Origin of the sequence: Shewanella sp. KCT (genome assembly GCF_007636505.1) — a bacterium.
GTDB classification, from domain to species: domain Bacteria; phylum Pseudomonadota; class Gammaproteobacteria; order Enterobacterales; family Shewanellaceae; genus Shewanella; species Shewanella halotolerans.
The window spans coordinates 67,577-86,412 of the sequence record NZ_LVDJ01000003.1 but is presented as its reverse complement, the minus strand read 5'-3'; the positions used below and the strand labels follow the sequence as shown (position 1 = coordinate 86,412).

General features: G+C 56.6%; 5 protein-coding genes. All 5 read left to right on the top strand.

Annotated elements, in window-relative coordinates; translation table 11 throughout:
- The first annotated feature begins 364 nt into the window (after positions 1-364).
- The gene (locus AYI87_RS05330; protein ID WP_144200256.1) at positions 365-1,219 is read left to right on the top strand and encodes a helix-turn-helix domain-containing protein; all 855 of its coding nucleotides are present in this window, start codon (positions 365-367) and stop codon (positions 1,217-1,219) included.
- Complete coding sequence (locus AYI87_RS05325) at positions 1,219-9,087, top strand: type I polyketide synthase (protein WP_144200255.1); 7,869 nt, start codon at positions 1,219-1,221, stop codon at positions 9,085-9,087. The genes AYI87_RS05330 and AYI87_RS05325 overlap by 1 nt, the downstream gene beginning before the upstream one ends.
- Positions 9,084-11,219: a PfaB family protein gene (locus tag AYI87_RS05320; protein WP_144200253.1), complete on the top strand. Its 2,136-nt coding sequence runs from the start codon at positions 9,084-9,086 to the stop codon at positions 11,217-11,219. Before AYI87_RS05325 ends, AYI87_RS05320 begins: the two co-directional genes overlap by 4 nt.
- Positions 11,219-17,005, top strand: a complete 5,787-nt coding sequence (locus tag AYI87_RS05315; protein WP_144200251.1) for a beta-ketoacyl synthase N-terminal-like domain-containing protein — start codon at positions 11,219-11,221, stop codon at positions 17,003-17,005. The genes AYI87_RS05320 and AYI87_RS05315 overlap by 1 nt, the downstream gene beginning before the upstream one ends.
- Before the next feature lie 122 nt (positions 17,006-17,127).
- Positions 17,128-18,765 (top strand): eicosapentaenoate synthase subunit PfaD, encoded by a 1,638-nt coding sequence (gene pfaD, locus AYI87_RS05310; RefSeq protein WP_144200249.1) that lies wholly within the window; start codon positions 17,128-17,130, stop codon positions 18,763-18,765.
- The last annotated feature ends 71 nt before the right edge of the window (positions 18,766-18,836 follow it).

Below are 18,836 nucleotides of genomic sequence, written 5' to 3'. Positions count from 1 at the left end.
TCTTTCCCTGCCACTAAAATCGTGTTTGCTGCAAACAAAAACAATGTGTTGTGATCGGTCTATTAACAATCAGTATAGGCCTGTCAACCTGCCTTGCTTTTGATCGAGATCACGCTTTAACTCACAGGGTTAATTTAGCTAACGCCTGTCACAAACAGCGAACATATGTAAGCTAAAATGGCCGGTGCCGAAGACTTTTAAGTCCCAGGTGATTGTATTGGCCCTCAAGCTACTGTAGTCTGCTGCTCTATTAGCGATAGAACAAACGGCCAGAGGTGAAAATACCTAGGGGAATTCATCCTCGGTAGCAGCGGCCATTTTATGATTTGTCCCAGTAGATTATTGATGGAAACCGATAATATCTATGCGCGAAAAGCCTAACCACAAGACGCAGCACCGGGACACGCAAACCGCGGCGCGAAAACTCAGCGCCAGTGAATATAGGCACAAGAATGCCACCACCACGCCTGAGATGAGGCGCTTTATTCAGGACTCAGATCTGCCTGTGAGTCAGCTGGCAAAGGTGCTCAACATCAGCGAGGCGACGGTGCGCAAATGGCGCAGGCGTGACTCGATTAACGACACACCCAACACGCCCCACCACCTCAACACCACACTGACCCCTATGCAGGAGTATGTGGTGGTCGGCCTGCGCTACCAGCTTAAGATGCCGCTGGACAGACTGCTGAAGGTGACTCAGGAGTTTATCAACCCCAATGTGTCACGTTCAGGGCTCGCCCGCTGCCTCAAACGCTACGGCGTGTCGCGCATCGGCAGTATCGAGCCACCTCAGGTGCCCGATCACTATTTTAACCAGCTACCCATCGCCCAGGGCAGTGACATAGTCACCTATACCTTAAACCCAGAGACACTGGCTCGCACCTTAGCCCTGCCGCAGGCAGATGGCGATAGCGTGTTGCAAGTGGCCTCGCTCACGCTACCGCCTCAGCTCACAGACGCACAACCAAATTCTGTATTGCTGGGCATAGATCCCCATAGTGACTGGATCTACTTAGATATCTATCAAGACGGTAATACCCAGGCCACCAAGCGCTACATTACCCATGTACTGGGCTTTGGCCCCTTTCATCTGCGTAAGTTATTGGTGCGCAACTACCACACATTTTTACAGCGCTTCCCCGGTGCCACCATGGCACAGCTAACACCCGGCGCTGACATTCAAACACCTGAGCTTCAGGTGGTTAACGGAGACTCATAATGAGCCAAACCGATACAACAAGCTCGACGCACAGCGAAGACAAGCGACTCAATAAGCGTCTAAAAGATATGCCCGTTGCCATTGTTGGCATGGCCAGCATCTTTGCCAACTCGCGCTATCTCAACAAATTTTGGGATATTATCTGCGACAAGATAGATGCCATTACCGAGGTGCCAGACACCCACTGGCAGGCAGAAGATTACTATGATGCCGACAAATCCACGCCCGATAAGAGCTACTGTAAACGCGGTGGTTTCATGCCTGAGGTTAACTTCAACCCTATGGAGTTTGGTCTGCCGCCCAACATTTTGGAGCTCACCGACACCTCGCAGCTGTTGTCTCTCATTGTGGCCAAAGAGGTGCTCGCCGACGCTAATCTGCCTGGCGACTATGACAGAAATAAGATAGGTATCACCTTAGGGGTGGGCGGTGGTCAAAAGATCAGCCACAGCCTCAACGCCAGATTGCAATATCCTGTGCTTAAGAAGGTGTTTAAACACAGCGGCATCAGCGACGCCGACAGCGAGATGCTGATAAAGAAGTTCCAGGATCAATATATCCACTGGGAAGAGAACTCTTTCCCCGGCTCGCTGGGTAATGTGATCGCCGGACGTATCGCTAACCGCTTCGACTTAGGCGGCATGAACTGCGTCGTCGACGCTGCCTGCGCCGGCTCTCTGGCCGCCATGCGTATGGCGCTCAGCGAGCTGGTAGAAGGCCGCTCTGAGATGATGATCACCGGCGGCGTCTGCACAGATAACTCACCCTCTATGTACATGAGTTTCTCCAAGACCCCCGCCTTTACCACCAACGAAACCGTGCAACCATTTGATGTCGATTCAAAAGGAATGATGATAGGCGAAGGGATTGGCATGGTGGCGCTTAAGCGTCTGGAAGATGCCGAGCGTGACGGCGATCGCATCTATGCAGTGATCAAAGGCGTTGGCGCCTCATCGGACGGTAAGTTTAAATCTATCTATGCGCCGCGCCCAGAAGGCCAGGCCAAGGCATTGAAACGCGCCTATGATGATGCGGGATTTGCGCCGCACACTCTCGGCCTTGTCGAGGCTCACGGCACTGGTACCGCCGCTGGCGATGTGGCCGAATTTAACGGCCTGACCTCTGTGTTTAGCGAAGGCTGCGACAGCAAACAACATATTGCCCTGGGGTCGGTGAAATCTCAGATAGGTCACACTAAGTCCACCGCCGGTACCGCTGGCCTTATCAAGGCGGCGCTGGCGCTACACCACAAGGTGTTACCGCCCACTATCAATGTGAATCTGCCTAACCCTAAGCTAAATATTGAGCAGTCGCCCTTTTACCTCAATACCGAGACCCGCCCTTGGCTGCCGCGTCCCGATGGCACGCCACGCCGCGCCGGGATCAGCTCTTTCGGTTTTGGTGGCACCAACTTCCACTTTGTGCTCGAAGAGTACCAGCGCGAACATAGCCGAGATCAGGGCAAGCTGACCCAATTCCGCCAGCGCGCCGTGCCTCAAAGCTTGCTGATCAGCGGCGCCGATAAGGCTGACCTGCTCAAAAACCTGCGCCAGCTGTTAACGACAAACGCAAGTGAGTCTCTGGAAATCCTGGCCAAGCAACACCCGCTGCGCGCCCTGACGGCCGATGCGCCGCGACTGGGTCTGGTTGCACGAAACAGAGATGAACTCAATAAACTATTGAGTCAGGCCGAGGCCAAATTACAAGGCGATGACCAGGCGCAATGGTCACTACCGGGAGGCATATATTACCGCAGCGCCGCGCCAACAGAGGCTAAGGTTGCCGCCCTGTTTGCCGGTCAAGGGGCCCAATACCTTAATATGGGGCTTGAGCTTGCCTGCCACTTCCCTGAGATGCGCGAGCAATTTGTACTGGCCGACAAGGTGTTTGCCAGCCAGGATAAGACGCCGTTGTCGCAACTTGTGTACCCGGTGCCAGTCTTCACGACTGAGGAGCGCAAGGCACAAGAGGCACTACTGACCAATACCGCTAATGCCCAGAGCGCCATCGGCGCCATCTCCATGGGGCAATATGCTCTGCTGAGCGCCGCGGGCTTTGAAGCCGATATGGTCGCCGGTCATAGCTTTGGTGAACTTAGCGCCCTGTGCGCTGGCGGCGTGATCAGCCTGGAAGACTACTACCAGCTGACATTTGCCCGTGGCGATGCCATGGCCAGCCCAAGTGTCGAGAGTGCCGAGGGTGCCGATCGCGGTGCCATGTATGCCATCATCACCAAAACCGCCGAAGATCTGACTCGACTGGAATCAACCCTTACCGCCTTTGAGGGGGTTAAGGTCGCCAACTACAACGCACCGACTCAGCTGGTCATCGCCGGTCCAACCCAGGCCACGGCGCAAGCTGCCAGCGCCCTGAGCGAACTCGGCTTTAAGGCGATTGCCCTGCCTGTTTCCGGCGCTTTCCACACCCCACTCGTGGGGCATGCACAAGCACCTTTTGCCAAGGCGATCGATAAGGTGAAGTTTACTAAGCCGCAGCGCCCTGTGTATGCCAATGCCAGCGGTGGTCGCTATGCCAATGTCGCCAAGACCATCAAGAGTGAGTTTAAGCAGCACATGCTGCAATCGGTGCGCTTTAGCGAGCAGTTAAAGGCGATGTATGACGATGGCGCGCGGATATTTGTCGAATTTGGCCCTAAGAATATTCTACAAAAATTGGTCGAGGGTACCTTGAGCGAGCAGCTTGACTCCATAAGTACCATCAGCATAAACCCTAACCCTAAGGGCGACAGCGACCTGCAACTTCGCCAGGCGGCGATTCAGCTGGCCGTCAACGGCATAGCGCTCGAGCAACTGGATCCCTATTGCGCCGAGCCGGCGCCGATTGAGCCAGCATCGCCAATGAACATCACCCTCAACGCGACCAACTATATTAGTCCGGCGACCAAAGCCAAGATGGAAAAGTCCCTCAATGCAGGCACTATTTCTTCCAATACCCTGATTGAAGAGAAGATCGTGGAAGTGGAAAAACTGGTCGAAGTGGAAAAAATTGTAGAAGTAGAGAAGATAGTGGAAAAATCAGTCCCAGCACAGCAGGTCTCTCCAGCCCATACAGCCGTCGAGAGCCACACCCAAGCAAGCAGTCAGCTACAAGCTGGCAATGGCGATGCCCTGAGCCAATTCTTCGCGGCGCAGCAACAAACGGCCCAACTGCATCAGCAGTTCCTCGCCATTCCTCAGCAATATGGTGACACCTTCACTCAGCTGATGACGGCGCAAGCTCAAATGGCCGCTGCCGGTGTGGCGATCCCAGAGAGTCTGCAACGTTCAATGGAGCAGTTCCACCAACACCAGGCCCAGACACTACAGAGCCATACCCAGTTCCTTGAGCTGCAGGCCCAAAGCCATCAAAGCGCCTTAAGCCTGCTCAGCCAAGGAGCTGTGGCTGAGCAGGCGAGCACGCCTAGCCAGGTTGCATTCACACCAGCATCGACGCCGGCGCCAAACCCAGTAAAAGCCACTGTGCCCACGGCCGCGCCTGCAGTTACGCCAGCACCTCAGGTACAAGCGACGGTTAATCCGCCAGTGGCTACACCAGCTAAAGTGCAGCAAACTGTGCAGCCTATCGCCCCTCAGCCAATGGCACCTGCGCAATCACCTGCCATTGAGCCTGTGAGCATGGCGCCAAGTGTTAACCTGGGCAGTGAACAGGTGCAGCAGACCATGCTAAACGTTGTAGCCGATAAAACCGGTTACCCAACCGAGATGCTGGCCCTTGAGATGGATATGGAAGCCGACCTTGGCATCGATTCTATCAAGCGGGTGGAGATCTTAGGCACAGTACAAGATGAGCTGCCAAACCTACCCGAACTCAGCCCAGAAGATCTGGCCGAGTGCCGCACCCTAGGTGAAATCGTCGACTATATGAACAGTAAACTGTCCGTCGCAGGCGCTCACATTTCAGAAACCGCCGCGGGCGCAATTCAACAAGCCGGCACAGGCTTGTCATCGACGCAAGTCCAAGAAACCATGCTGAACGTGGTGGCCGATAAGACAGGTTACCCAACCGAGATGCTCGCCCTTGAGATGGACATGGAAGCCGACCTTGGCATCGATTCTATCAAGCGCGTCGAGATCTTAGGCACAGTGCAGGATGAGCTGCCAGGACTGCCTGAACTCAGCCCAGAAGATCTGGCCGAGTGCCGCACCCTGGGTGAGATCGTCGCCTACATGAACAGCAAGCTCCCCGCCGCTGGCACTCACATTTCAGAAACCGCCGCTGGCGCAATTCAACAAGCCGCCACAGGCTTGTCATCGACACAAGTCCAAGAAACCATGCTGAGCGTGGTGGCCGATAAGACAGGTTACCCAACGGAGATGCTGGCCCTCGAGATGGATATGGAAGCCGACCTAGGCATCGACTCTATCAAGCGGGTGGAGATCTTAGGCACGGTTCAAGACGAACTGCCAGGACTGCCTGACCTTAGCCCGGAAGATCTGGCCGAGTGCCGCACCCTGGGTGAAATTGTTAGCTATATGAACAGCAAGCTGCCCGCCGCAGATGCTCATAGTCAACAAGCCGCAGGCGCTCATGTTCAGCAAGCCGCAGGCGCTATGACCAGCCAACAACCGACAGCACAAACTCAAGCGGGCTTGTCATCAACACAGGTGCAGCAGACCATGCTGAGCGTGGTGGCTGATAAGACAGGTTACCCAACTGAGATGCTGGCCCTCGAGATGGATATGGAAGCCGACCTAGGCATCGACTCTATCAAGCGGGTCGAGATCTTAGGCACGGTTCAAGACGAACTGCCAGGACTGCCAGACCTCAGCCCAGAAGATCTGGCCGAGTGCCGCACCCTGGGTGAGATCGTTAGCTATATGAACAGTAAACTACCCGCCGCAGGCACTCTCATTTCAGAAGTCGCCACAGGCGCTGTTGCTACCCCAGAGGTTCAAAACACAGCTACTAGCGGTTTATCTTCGACACAAGTCCAAGTGACCATGCTGAGCGTGGTCGCCGACAAGACAGGTTACCCAACTGAGATGCTCGCCCTTGAGATGGATATGGAAGCCGACCTTGGTATCGACTCAATTAAACGGGTCGAGATCTTAGGCACAGTGCAGGATGAGCTACCGGGACTCCCGGATCTCAACCCAGAAGATCTGGCCGAGTGCCGCACCCTGTGTGAAATCGTCGCTTACATGAATAGCAAGCTGCCGGCCGCAGGCGCTCCTGTTCAACAAGCCGCCGCAGGCTCTCATGGTCAACAAGCTGCCGCGGGCGCTATGGCAGAAACGACGGGCAAGCAAGATGAGAGCGCTACGGTTCCCCAGGTGCAAGCCATCTCCGCCCAACCTTTAGTCGAATTACCGCCTCACAGCGAGGTGGCGCTAAAAAAGCTTGAAGCGGCGAAGCCAGATGCCGAGGGTTTCGCCGCCAATGCTACCCTGGTGATCCAAGATGATGGTCACAATGCCGGGGTACTGGCCGAGAAACTCAGCAACAAAGGACTCAATGTCGTGGTGGTGCGACTTCCTCAGGGGATGCCACAGTCACCGCTGAGCAGCGCCGTGTCTAGCGTGCAGCCAAAAGGGTTAAGCGAAGCCGACATTCAAGAGAGCATGGCTGAGATCCTGGCCGAGCATGGCGCTATCACAGGCTTTGTTCACCTGCAGCCCATGGCTGACACTGGGGCTACGCCAGCGCTTTCGCTAACCGAGACAGGCTTTAACCATCTCAGCTCAGCCTTCCTGTGGGCTAAGCACCTGCATGGTCAACTGAGTCAACAAACTGGACGCCGCTGTTTCTTCAGCGTCAGCCGTATCGATGGCGGTTTCGGCTACCTATCACCTGAACTGCTGGCCAAGAGTGAGCTCAATCAGGCAGCACTGTCTGGCCTGACTAAGACACTAAGCCACGAGTGGCCTGAGGTGTTCTGCCGCGCGCTGGATCTCGCCCCAACGATGAGCGCCGCTCAGCTGGGCGATGCCATAGCGGCTGAGTTATTCGATGCCCAGAGCCAGCTTAGCGAGGTGGGGATAAGTGTCGATACCGACGGACAATTGTCCCGCCACGCTTTACAGCCAGGACAGGCAGCGATGCAGACCCAAGCCGCCAACCTAGACAGTACAGATAAAATACTGGTGACCGGGGGTGCAAAAGGGGTGACCTTCGAATGTGCCTTAGCGCTGGCCAAGCGCTGCCAGTCGCACTTTATCCTAGCAGGTCGCAGCCAACATCTCTCGGCGACAGAAAGACCAAGCTGGGCACAAGGTAAGTCTGTCGATCAACTCAAGCAGGCTGCTATCGCCCATATTATGGCTAGCGGTGACAAGCCAACGCCTAAGCAGATAGATGCCTTAATCTGGCCGATCAAGAGCAGCCTTGAGATTGACGCCGCCCTGAAAGCCTTCGAGGCGGTAGGTGCATCGGCCGAATATCTCGCCATGGATGTGACCAACAGCGAGTCTATCACCCATGCGCTGGGGATCATCACCCAGATAAGCCCTATCACTGGCCTTATCCACGGCGCAGGTGTATTGGCCGATAAGCATATTCAAGACAAGCAGCTCGACGAGCTAGCGCGTGTTTATGGCACTAAGGTCAGAGGCTTACAAGCTCTGCTCTCTGTACTTGATATGACCCAGCTGAAACTGGTTGCCCTCTTCTCTTCGGCAGCGGGTTTCTATGGCAACACAGGTCAGAGTGACTACGCCATGGCGAACGAGATCCTCAACAAGGCGGCACTGCAACTGACTCAGTTAAACGAGCAGACCAAGGTGATGAGCTTTAACTGGGGCCCTTGGGATGGCGGCATGGTCAATCCTGCGCTGAAGAAGATGTTTGTCGATCGCGGCGTCTATGTGATCCCACTGCAGGCGGGTGCCGAGCTGTTTGCCACCAAGTTGCTAAGCCCAAGTGGCGCGCAGCTGCTGGTAGGCAGTGATATGCAAGGCAACACAGCTAAAGCCGATGAGGCAAACTCAGTAAAAAAGCCTGATGCGGATGAGGTGCACGTCGCACAGCATCCGCTGCCGCCTGTCACCTTAACGCGCCAGTTAACGCCCGCGACCATGGCCTTTGTCTCAGACCATGTGATCGGCGGTAACCCGGTATTACCGACGGTTTGTGCTATCCAATGGATGCGTGAAGCCGCTCGGGCGCACATTGGCGCTCCGGTAAAGGTGCGCAGCTATAAGCTGCTCAAAGGCATTATTTTCGACACCGAAGCGCCGCAAACCTTAGTGCTTACGCTAACCCCTGAATATACGGGCGATAGCCTGACGGCCATTCAAGCCTTAATAAGCAGCGAGGGACGGCCGCAGTACCAGGCGAGCCTTTGTTTGATGGATAGCAAGGACAGCTCGGCGCCAATCAAGGCCTTCGAGGGGCAGTACAATGGCGAGGCGGTCACCGATGCCAGCACGCTCTACAGTGACGGCACCCTGTTTCATGGGCCAAGACTGCAGGGATTGGAGAAGGTACTTAAGTTCGATGAGCAGGGGCTTATCGCCTCTGTTAGCCTGCCCCAGGTGCACGAAGCCGACTGCGGCGAGTTTGTACCTAGCCTAAGCAGCGCAGGCTGTCAGCCTTTTGCCGAGGATCTCTTGCTCCAAGCCATGTTGGTCTGGGCAAGGCTCAGCTATGGGGCGGCCAGTTTGCCATCGGCCATCGACGAGTTCATCAGTGTGCAGCCGATGCACGGCGGCGAAACCGGCTATATCGAGCTGAACGTGGTCAAGAGCAATCGCAGAAGCCTGACGGCCGATGTGGCGCTTTACCATCAAGATGGCCGCCTGAGCGCCCTGATGAAAGGGGCCAGGATCACCATCAGCTCAACCCTCAATGCCGCCTTCGTGCCACACGGCGCGCGCGGTGAAACGGCCAACGAGGAGGCGACGCAGTGACCCAGGAGTTTGGCCAAAAGGTAAGCAATGCTAACGCTAACAGCGAAGGCGCTACCCCACTGCGGGTAGCCCTCTTGCTGTTGCCAAAAGATGCCGCTTTGCCCGATACCTTAGCCAATCAGCCAGTTCGAGAGCTGCAAGTTGACCAAACTGAGACTGACCTTACTGAGAATAAGCTGGCTCAGACGCTAGAGCAGGCAGTGAGCTGGGTCGCCACAGGCGATCTGGTTTGCCTGCAAGGCGCCCAGCAAACATTGCTGCTGATGCCAGCGCTCAAGGCGGCGCAGCACAAGCTGCACCCTCATGCCCATCTGGCGGCGCTGCAATATGGTCAAAACCAGAGCAGTGCACTGCAAGGCGCGCTGGCACAGGCCAAACGCCAACCGGATAGTGTTCAGTGTAGAGCGCATATCAATGACATGAACAAGGGCTTCGACGCCTTGTGTCGCCTGATCGCTGATATTGCACAGCGAACCATTAGGCGTTCAGAGAGTCGGCGTCACTATTGGTTTACCGAGCCCTATCAAGGGCGAGTGGCGACGCTTACCCTGGAGAATACCCAGCCTCAGCAAGGGAAAGCGCAAACTCATCTGGCCATGGTGCTGACACAAGGCACAGGCCGGCTCAAGGCGCGTTCGCTACTATCGGCCAGCCAGCTGTTCTTTCTGCTACCCGGTAGCAGTGAAGCCGCGCTCAACCAAGGTCTCTGGGCCCTGGCGGCAGCCTTGGATAAGCTCGCCTTATCACAGAGCGAGCCCTTAGCGCGGGAGATGGCGATCATTGAGCTGATGCAGCAAAATCTCGATGCCTTTGTCACCAGCGGCCCGACACGTTTTGTGATCTGTTTACAGGCCATAAGTATCGAGGCGCTTGGGCAGGAGATCACCGCCATGAGCCAGGCGCTGGCCAAGGTCTGTAAGGAGAAAGGGGAATACCGCACGCCATCGGGTAGCTATTTCAGCGCCGCGCCGCTGGGTCAGGCCAAGCTGGCCTTCGTTTATCCCGGCGTTGGCACCATCTACCCAGATATGCTGCATGAGCTGCACAGCTACTTTCCGGCCCTGTTTAGCCGCTTGCAGCAGCAAGGAGATCTCAAGGCGATGCTGCAGGCCGATATGATCTATCAAGAAGAGAAGGCCGACTCTCAGCAGATGCCTCTAAGCAAGATGGCCATTGCCGGTGTGGGCGCCAGCTACCTGATGACCAAGCTCTTGGTGGATGAATTTGCAGTGCAGCCTCACTTTGCCCTGGGTTACTCCATGGGTGAAGCCGCCATGTGGGCAAGCCTGGATGTGTGGCAAGATCCCCATAGCTTGATCGATAAGACCCTGAGCGATCCCCTGTTTACCGAGGAGATCTCAGGTCCGCTCAAGGCGGTTCGTCGTCACTGGCAACTGTCAGAGAACGACCCTCTCGAATGGAACAGTTTTCTGGTGCGATGCCAAGGCGATGATATTCAGCCTTTGCTGGAGCGTTACCCCAGAGCCTATCTTGCCATCACCCAAGGGGATACTTGCGTGATCGCTGGCTGTCAGGCCAGTTGCCAGGCACTGTTACAGGAACGGAGTAAGCGTGGCATAGCCGCCAATCGCGTGACTGCCATGCATACGCCACCGGCCTTAAGCCTGCAGTCGCAGGTGCAGGCCTTCTATCATCAGACTCTCATGGCCGAGGCCGCCGAGCATCCGGTCAAATTTATCAGCGCCGCCAGCCTCATCGATGGCCAAGATGGCGCCGTCAACGAGAGTCAGGCCCTGAGTGCCGAAGCTATCGCGACCTCGATAGCCAAGACCTTCTGCCATCGCCTCGATTTTGAGTCGCTCATCCAGAGCGCAACCCATCAGGGTGCTGCGCTATTTGTCGAGGTCGGTGCCGACAGACAAAACTGCACCCTGATAGATAAAATTCTAAAAGCCAGCGAGACACCCCACGTCAGCGTGCCGGTCAATGCCCGCGGCGCAAACGAGGCGATCACCCTGCTCAAAGCCTTGGGCACACTGATCAGCCACAGAGTCCCCGTCAGCCTCACCGTGCTGCAACTTGGACTCAAGCGTGAACTGGCTAAGCTGCAACAGCGCAGCGCTCAAGGTGAGCCCCCGCTCGCCAATACCCTATTTCAAGAGGAAGTCTAATGCCTTCAAATGAAGCGCCTTCTGCCAAACAAGTGCCCCCAAAGACCCCAGGTCATGGCAAGATTGCCATCGTGGGTCTGGCAAACCTCTACCCGGATGCCAAGACCCCTAAGCAGTTTTGGCAAAACCTGCTCGACAAACGCGACTCTCGCACCCAACTCAGCGATGACAAGCTCGGCGCCCACTTAGCCGACTATCGTGGCGAACAGGGCGAGGCCGATCGCTTCTACTGCGATAAGGGCGGGTATATTGAAGATTTTCACTTTAATCCCTATGGCTATAAACTGCCGCCCGAACAACTTAAGGGGATGGACGATAGCCTGCTGTGGGCGCTGGACACCAGTCGCAATGCCCTGCTCGATGCGGGCATTGCCCTGGACTCTCCTCAGCTATCACGCTGCGGCATCATCATGGGCACCCTCTCTTTCCCTACGGCCAAATCGAATGAGTTGTTTCTGCCCCTCTACCATAAGGCGGTAGAAAAAGCCCTTAAGCAGAAGCTGGCCTGCCCAGACTTCAGCCTGAGCGACTACAACGCCCATCGACCCGCAGCCAACACCGTAGACGTTGCCAATGGTGCCATCGCCCACAATGCCTCTAAGCTAGTGGCCGATGCCCTTGGCCTTGGGCGCGTTCAACTTAGCCTGGATGCCGCCTGCGCCAGCTCTGTCTATTCGCTGAAACTGGCCTGTGACTATCTCAACACAGGCAAGGCCGATCTCATGTTGGCAGGCGCAGTCTCCGGCGCCGACCCTTTCTTTATTAACATGGGCTTCTCCATCTTCCACGCCTACCCAGAGCATGGCTTCTCGGCCCCCTTCGATCGTAATACCAAGGGGCTGTTTGCCGGAGAAGGCGCCGGGGTACTGGCACTCAAACGCCTCGAAGACGCCGAGCGTGATAATGATAAGATCTACGCCATCGTCAGCGGCATCGGCCTGTCTAATGACGGCAAGGGACAGTTTGTGCTCAGCCCCAACAGTAAGGGGCAGGTCAAGGCCTTCGAGCGTGCCTATCGCCACAGTGGCGTCGATCCTAAACATATCGAAGTGATCGAATGCCACGCCACAGGCACTCCGCTGGGTGACAAGGTAGAACTGGCCTCTATGGAGCAATTTTTTGCCCCTAGGCTCGAAGGTGCGAGCGCGCCCATAATAGGCTCGGCCAAGTCCAACTTAGGGCATTTACTTACCGCCGCGGGCATGCCGGGGATCATGAAGATGATCTTTGCCATGAATCAGGGCCAGCTGCCCCCAAGCATCAACCTCAGTGAGGCCATCGAATCGCCAAACGGCCTATTTGGCGCTCATACCCTGCCCAGTCAGGTGACCCCTTGGCCGGTTAAGGTCGATAACGCGGCGCGATTAGCCGGGGTGTCGGTATTTGGCTTCGGCGGCTGTAATGCTCATCTGTTATTAGAATCCTATACGCCCACCGAGTGCGAGCCTTCAACCACAGCGACATCGCCGCAGTTAACTGCGCCTTGTCACAACGGCTCGACACCGCAATTTGTGATCAGTGGTATTGCGGCGCATCTCGGCCCTCTTGACAGCATTAACGCACTCGACACCTGTATTCGCCAAGAGCAAGAGGCCTTTGTGCCCCTGCCACCAGCGCGCTGGAAAGGGTTAGATCAACACCCAGAACTGCTAGCGCAATTTGGCCTGAACTCGGCCCCCCAAGGCGCCTATGTAGATAGCTTCGAGCTGGATTTTCTGCGCTTTAAACTCCCCCCCAATGAAGACGATCGCCTTATCGGCCAACAGCTGATGCTGATGAAAGTCGCCGACGAAGCCATACGCGACGCAGCGTTACAGCCAGGGCAAAAAGTGGCCGTCTTGGTCGCCATGGAGACAGAGCTGGAACTGCACCAGTTCCGCGGCCGGGTAAACCTGCACACTCAGCTCAAACAGAGTCTGGATGCCATGGGCGCCAGCCTGAGCGACAGCCAGTATCGTGAGCTTGAGGCCTTAGCCATGGACAGCGTGCTCGACGCCGCCAAGCTAAACCAATACACCAGCTTTATCGGCAACATCATGGCCTCGCGTATCGCCTCCCTATGGGACTTCAGCGGTCCGGCCTTCACCATCTCCGCTGGCGAGCAATCTGTGGGCCGCGCCCTGGATGTGGCGGAAAATATCATGGTGCAGGAGCAGCTTGATGCCGTGGTGATCGCCGCGGTCGATCTCTGTGGCAGCCTGGAGCAGGTGATGCTGAAAAATGCTATCGCTCCCGTGGCCAGTCAGAGCCATCCTAACGGCTGGCGACTGGCAGAAGGCGCCGGCGCCCTGGTGCTGGAAACCTCATCCCACCAAAGCCAGCGTGGCGCTAGCGCCTATGGCAAGATAGAGAGCCTCAACTTTGGTCCTCAGCATCAGTTAGCGCGCCTGTGCGATGAGCTATTGACTCTCAATGGCACAGATGCCGATCAGATCTCACTGGTCGAGATGAATGTGGCGCCTTGCAGCCTGCATCAGCCCCAACAGCTGATAGCGCAGCTGCCTACGGCACAGGCTCGTCTGGTGCAGAGCGACCAACAACTGGGCCACAGCTTTGCCGCCGCCGGCATGACCAGCCTTATCGCCACACTGCTGCGCATGACACAAGAAAACGCGGACAATGCCCTGGTCGCCAACTTCAGCGAAGATCAGAGCGCCTTGGTGCACCTTACTCAAACTCATGCCCAACGCAGCGCGCTGACCCAAAGGCTAGACCAGGATCTCACCACCCATGAGGGACGTAGCCTGATCAAGCGGGTCACCCTGGGTGGACGCGGCATCATAGAACACATACTGACTCAGCCGCTGACGCAACTGTCAGCGCTGCAAGACAAGTTGGCCGCGGCCAATGGACAAGGTCAGACTAAACCGAAAAAAGTGGCCAAGCTTATAAGCTATTTAGGCCCGGTTAATTCGAACACGACTCAAGCATCACAGTTTGCCACGTCGTCGATGACAGGCGATGCAACAGGTAACTTACCCACTATGACCCAGCATTCAGCTCAGCCACCAGGCTCACCGATCAGCAACTCTGATCTCAGCGCCTTTCATGACAATCAACAAAAGGCCCGTCAGGCCCATCTCGCTTTCCTCAAGAGCCGTGAATCAGGCCTGAAAGTGGCCGACCTGCTGCTTAAGCAGCAACTGGCCCAAGCCATAGGTAGCCCATCGGCGTCAGCTGCGGCCTCAAGCGTCACCCAGATGCCGCTCAGACCAAGGCACGATCTGGTCGCGCCATACCGCGCGCCAGTTCCGGCCCACAAGCCCTGCATCTGGGACTATCATGATCTGGTGGAATACGCCGAGGGCGATATTGCCAAAGTATTCGGCCCAGAGTATGACGTCATCGACAGTTATTCACGCCGGGTGCGCCTGCCCACCACAGATTATCTGCTGGTATCACGGGTCACAGAGCTTGATGCCAAACTGGGCGAATATAAGCCCAGCACCATGACCACGGAATACGACATTCCAGTGGATGCTCCCTACCTGGTCGATGGTCAGATCCCTTGGGCGGTCGCGGTGGAATCGGGTCAGTGTGACCTCATGCTAATTAGCTACCTGGGCATAGACTTCGAGAACAAGGGCGAGCGAGTCTATCGCCTGCTTGACTGTACCCTCACCTTCTTAGGGGATCTCCCCCGGGGCGGCGATACCCTAAGGTATGAGATTAAGATCAACAACTTCGCCCGCAATGGCGATACCCTGCTGTTCTTCTTCTCCTACGAATGTTTCGTCGGCGATACCATGATCCTCAAGATGGATGGCGGCTGCGCCGGTTTCTTCACCGACGCCGAACTGGCTGACGGCAAAGGAGTGATCCGCACCGAAGAGGAGCTGCTGGCTCGCAGTCGCGCCACCAAGCAGACCTTTAATCCACTCCTGGACTGTCCGCGCAGCCAATTCAGCTATGGCGACATCCACAAGCTGTTGTCGGCCGATATTCAAGGCTGTTTCGGTCCATCCCACGCAGGCCCGGCGCAACCCTCACTCTGCTTTGCCTCGGAGAAGTTCTTGATGATCGAAGAGGTCAGCAAGGTAGAGAGAAACGGCGGCGCCTGGGGCCTTGGCCTGGTAGAGGGCCACAAACAGCTCGAGCCTAACCACTGGTATTTCCCTTGCCACTTCAAGGACGATCAGGTGATGGCCGGCTCCCTCATGGCCGAGGGTTGTGGCCAGTTGCTACAGTTCTACATGCTGCACCTTGGCATGCACACCCAGACCCAAAATGGTCGTTTCCAGCCTCTGGAGAATGCCTCGCAGAAGGTGCGTTGTCGCGGCCAGGTGATCCCGCAATCGGCCCGCCTCACCTACCGCATGGAGGTGACCGAGATAGGCTTCAGCCCGCGCCCTTACGCCAAGGCGAATATCGATATTTTGCTAAATGGCAAGGTGGTGGTCGACTTCCAAAACCTAGGGGTCATGATCAAAGAGGAATCTGAGTGCACCCGCTATCCAGATCTAGACACTAAATCTACCAACGAAAAGCCAGCCGAGGCGACACAAGCCAAAAAGGTTCAAGGCGCATCAGCCAATGCACCTCTAATGGCTCAGATCCCCGATCTTAACGCCGCACCCAACAAGGGGGTAATTCCGCTAACGCATGTGGAGGCGCCTGTCATCCCTGACTACCCGAACCGGGTACCCGACACTGTGCCTTTTACGCCATATCATCTGTTCGAGTTTGCCACCGGCGATATCGAAAAATGCTTCGGTCCAGAGTTTGCCATCTACCGCGGCATGATCCCGCCGCGCACTCCTTGTGGTGATCTGCAGCTCACCACGCGTGTGATAGAGGTTAACGGCCAGCGCGGCGACTTCAAGCGCCCTGCCAGCTGTATTGCCGAATATGAGGTCCCCAAGGATGCCTGGTATTTCGATAACAACAGCCATCAGGCGCTGATGCCCTACTCTGTGATGATGGAGATCGCCCTGCAGCCAAACGGCTTTATCTCAGGCTACATGGGCACCACACTCGGCTTCCCTGGCCTGGAGCTCTTCTTCCGTAACCTAGATGGCAGCGGCGAACTGCTGCGTCAGGTGGATCTGCGCGGCAAGACGATCGTCAACGACTCGCGCCTGCTCTCTACCGTGATGGCGGGCACCAATATTATTCAGAGCTTCAGCTTCGAGCTGAGCACGGATGGCGAGCCCTTCTATCGCGGCACAGCGGTATTCGGTTACTTCAAGGCCGAGGCGCTTAAAGATCAGCTGGGGCTGGACAATGGTAAGGTCACTCAGCCTTGGCATCAGGCCAAGGGAATAGCGCCGGACATAAGGGTCAACCTGCTGGATAAACAGAGTCGTCACTTCAATGCGCCGACAGGTCAGCCCCACTATCGTTTGGCAGGCGGTCAGCTGAACTTTATCGACAGCGTCGAGATTGTCGATAACGGCGGCACCCACGGCCTGGGCTATCTCTACGCCGAGCGCACCATAGATCCGAGTGACTGGTTCTTCCAGTTCCACTTCCATCAGGATCCTGTGATGCCTGGTTCATTAGGCGTTGAAGCTATCATAGAAACCATGCAGACTTATGCCATCAGCAAAGACTTGGGCGCCGGGTTTACCAACCCGAAATTTGGTCAGATCCTCTCCAATATCAAGTGGAAGTATCGTGGTCAGATCAACCCACTGAACAAGCAGATGTCGATGGATGTCAGCATCACCTCGATTAAAGAAGAAGCCGGTAAGAGAGTGATCACAGGTAACGCCAGCCTGAGCAAGGATGGCCTGCGGATCTACGAGATCACCGACATCGCAATCTGCATCGAAGAAGCGCAGTAATTAAGGGGATACTGAGCGGACCGATATCCCGCTCAGCCAACAATCATAATAAAAGCGGCTGGCTTAGGAGAGGTGCAAGGCACTGCCTAAGTCGGCCATCATAAAATAAGGTTCTTGTTTAAATGAATCCAACTACCGCAAACGAGCAGCTTTCTCCCTGGCCATGGCAGGTAAGCGACAGCAAGATAAGCTTCGACACGGCCGCCATGGCGACTGCGCTTAAAGATTTCAGCCGCGCCTGCTACCTGGTCAACGACAGTGACCTGGGCGTGGGCATCGCCACCGAGGCGAGCCTGATGACCAATAGTCAAGGCTCGGGCGCTCAGGCCTCGGGCCACCCGGTCAGCGCGTTCACCCCGGCCCTGGGCACTGAGAGCCTGGGCGATGGCAACTTTCGCCGGGTGCACGGCGTCAAGTACGCCTACTATGCTGGCGCCATGGCCAATGGCATCTCGTCGGAAGAGCTAGTGATCGCTCTGGGCAAGGCGGGGATCCTCTGCTCCTTTGGCGCTGCAGGACTCATCCCAAGCCGGGTCGAGCAGGCGATCGAGCGTATCCAAACCGCGCTACCTAATGGCCCCTACATGTTTAACCTGATCCACAGCCCGAGCGAGCCTGCGCTTGAGCGCGGCAGCGTCGAGCTCTTCCTCAAGCACAAGGTCCGCACGGTCGAGGCCTCGGCCTTCCTGGGACTGACGCCGCAGATCGTCTACTACCGCGCCGCTGGCCTGAGCCGTGACGCCAACGGCCACATCATCATAGGCAATAAGGTGATCGCCAAGGTGAGCCGCACCGAGGTGGCCGAGAAGTTTATGCAACCAGCACCTATAAAGATGCTGCAGAAGTTGGTGGACGAGGGCTTGATCACCCATGATCAGATGGAGATGGCCCAGGCTGTGCCCATGGCGGATGATATCACCGCCGAGGCGGACTCGGGCGGCCACACGGATAACCGCCCTCTGGTGACCCTGCTACCGACCATTTTGGCGCTCAAGGAGGAGATCCAGGACAGGTATCAATATGCCACGCCACTGCGCGTCGGTTGTGGCGGCGGCATAGGCACCCCAGATGCTGCCCTAGCCGCCTTCAACATGGGCGCGGCCTACATAGTCACAGGCTCCATCAACCAGTCCTGTCTCGAGGCGGGCGCCAGCGAACACACCCGCAAGCTGCTGGCCACCACAGAGATGGCCGATGTCACCATGGCGCCGGCCGCCGACATGTTTGAGATGGGCGTTAAGCTGCAGGTGGTCAAGCGCGGCACCCTTTTCCCCATGCGCGCCAATAAGCTGTATGAGATCTACAGCCGCTACGATTCGATAGAGGCGATACCTGTCGATGAGCGCGACAAGTTGGAGAAACAGGTGTTTCGCGCCAGCCTGGATGAGATCTGGGCCGGCACAGTCGCCCACTTCAACGAGCGCGACCCTAAGCAAATTGAGCGTGCCGAGGGTAACCCCAAGCGTAAGATGGCACTGATCTTCCGCTGGTACCTGGGGCTGTCGAGCCGCTGGTCAAACACCGGCGAACAGGGCCGCGAGATGGACTATCAGATCTGGGCTGGCCCCGCGCTGGGCGCCTTCAACCAGTGGGCCAAGGGCAGCTATCTGGATGACTACAGTAAACGTCACGCGGTGGATCTGGCCAAGCACCTGATGTATGGCGCCGCTTATCTTGCGCGGGTCAACGCCATCAAAGCACAAGGGATCAAGCTGCCTGGCGAGCTCTTGCGTTACAAGCCCCAGGTGGCGCTGGCGTGAGCCTGACCACCAGCTAACTCGGACTCTAGCTAGATCAAAAAAAAGCCACCCCAGGGTGGCTTTTTTTGTTG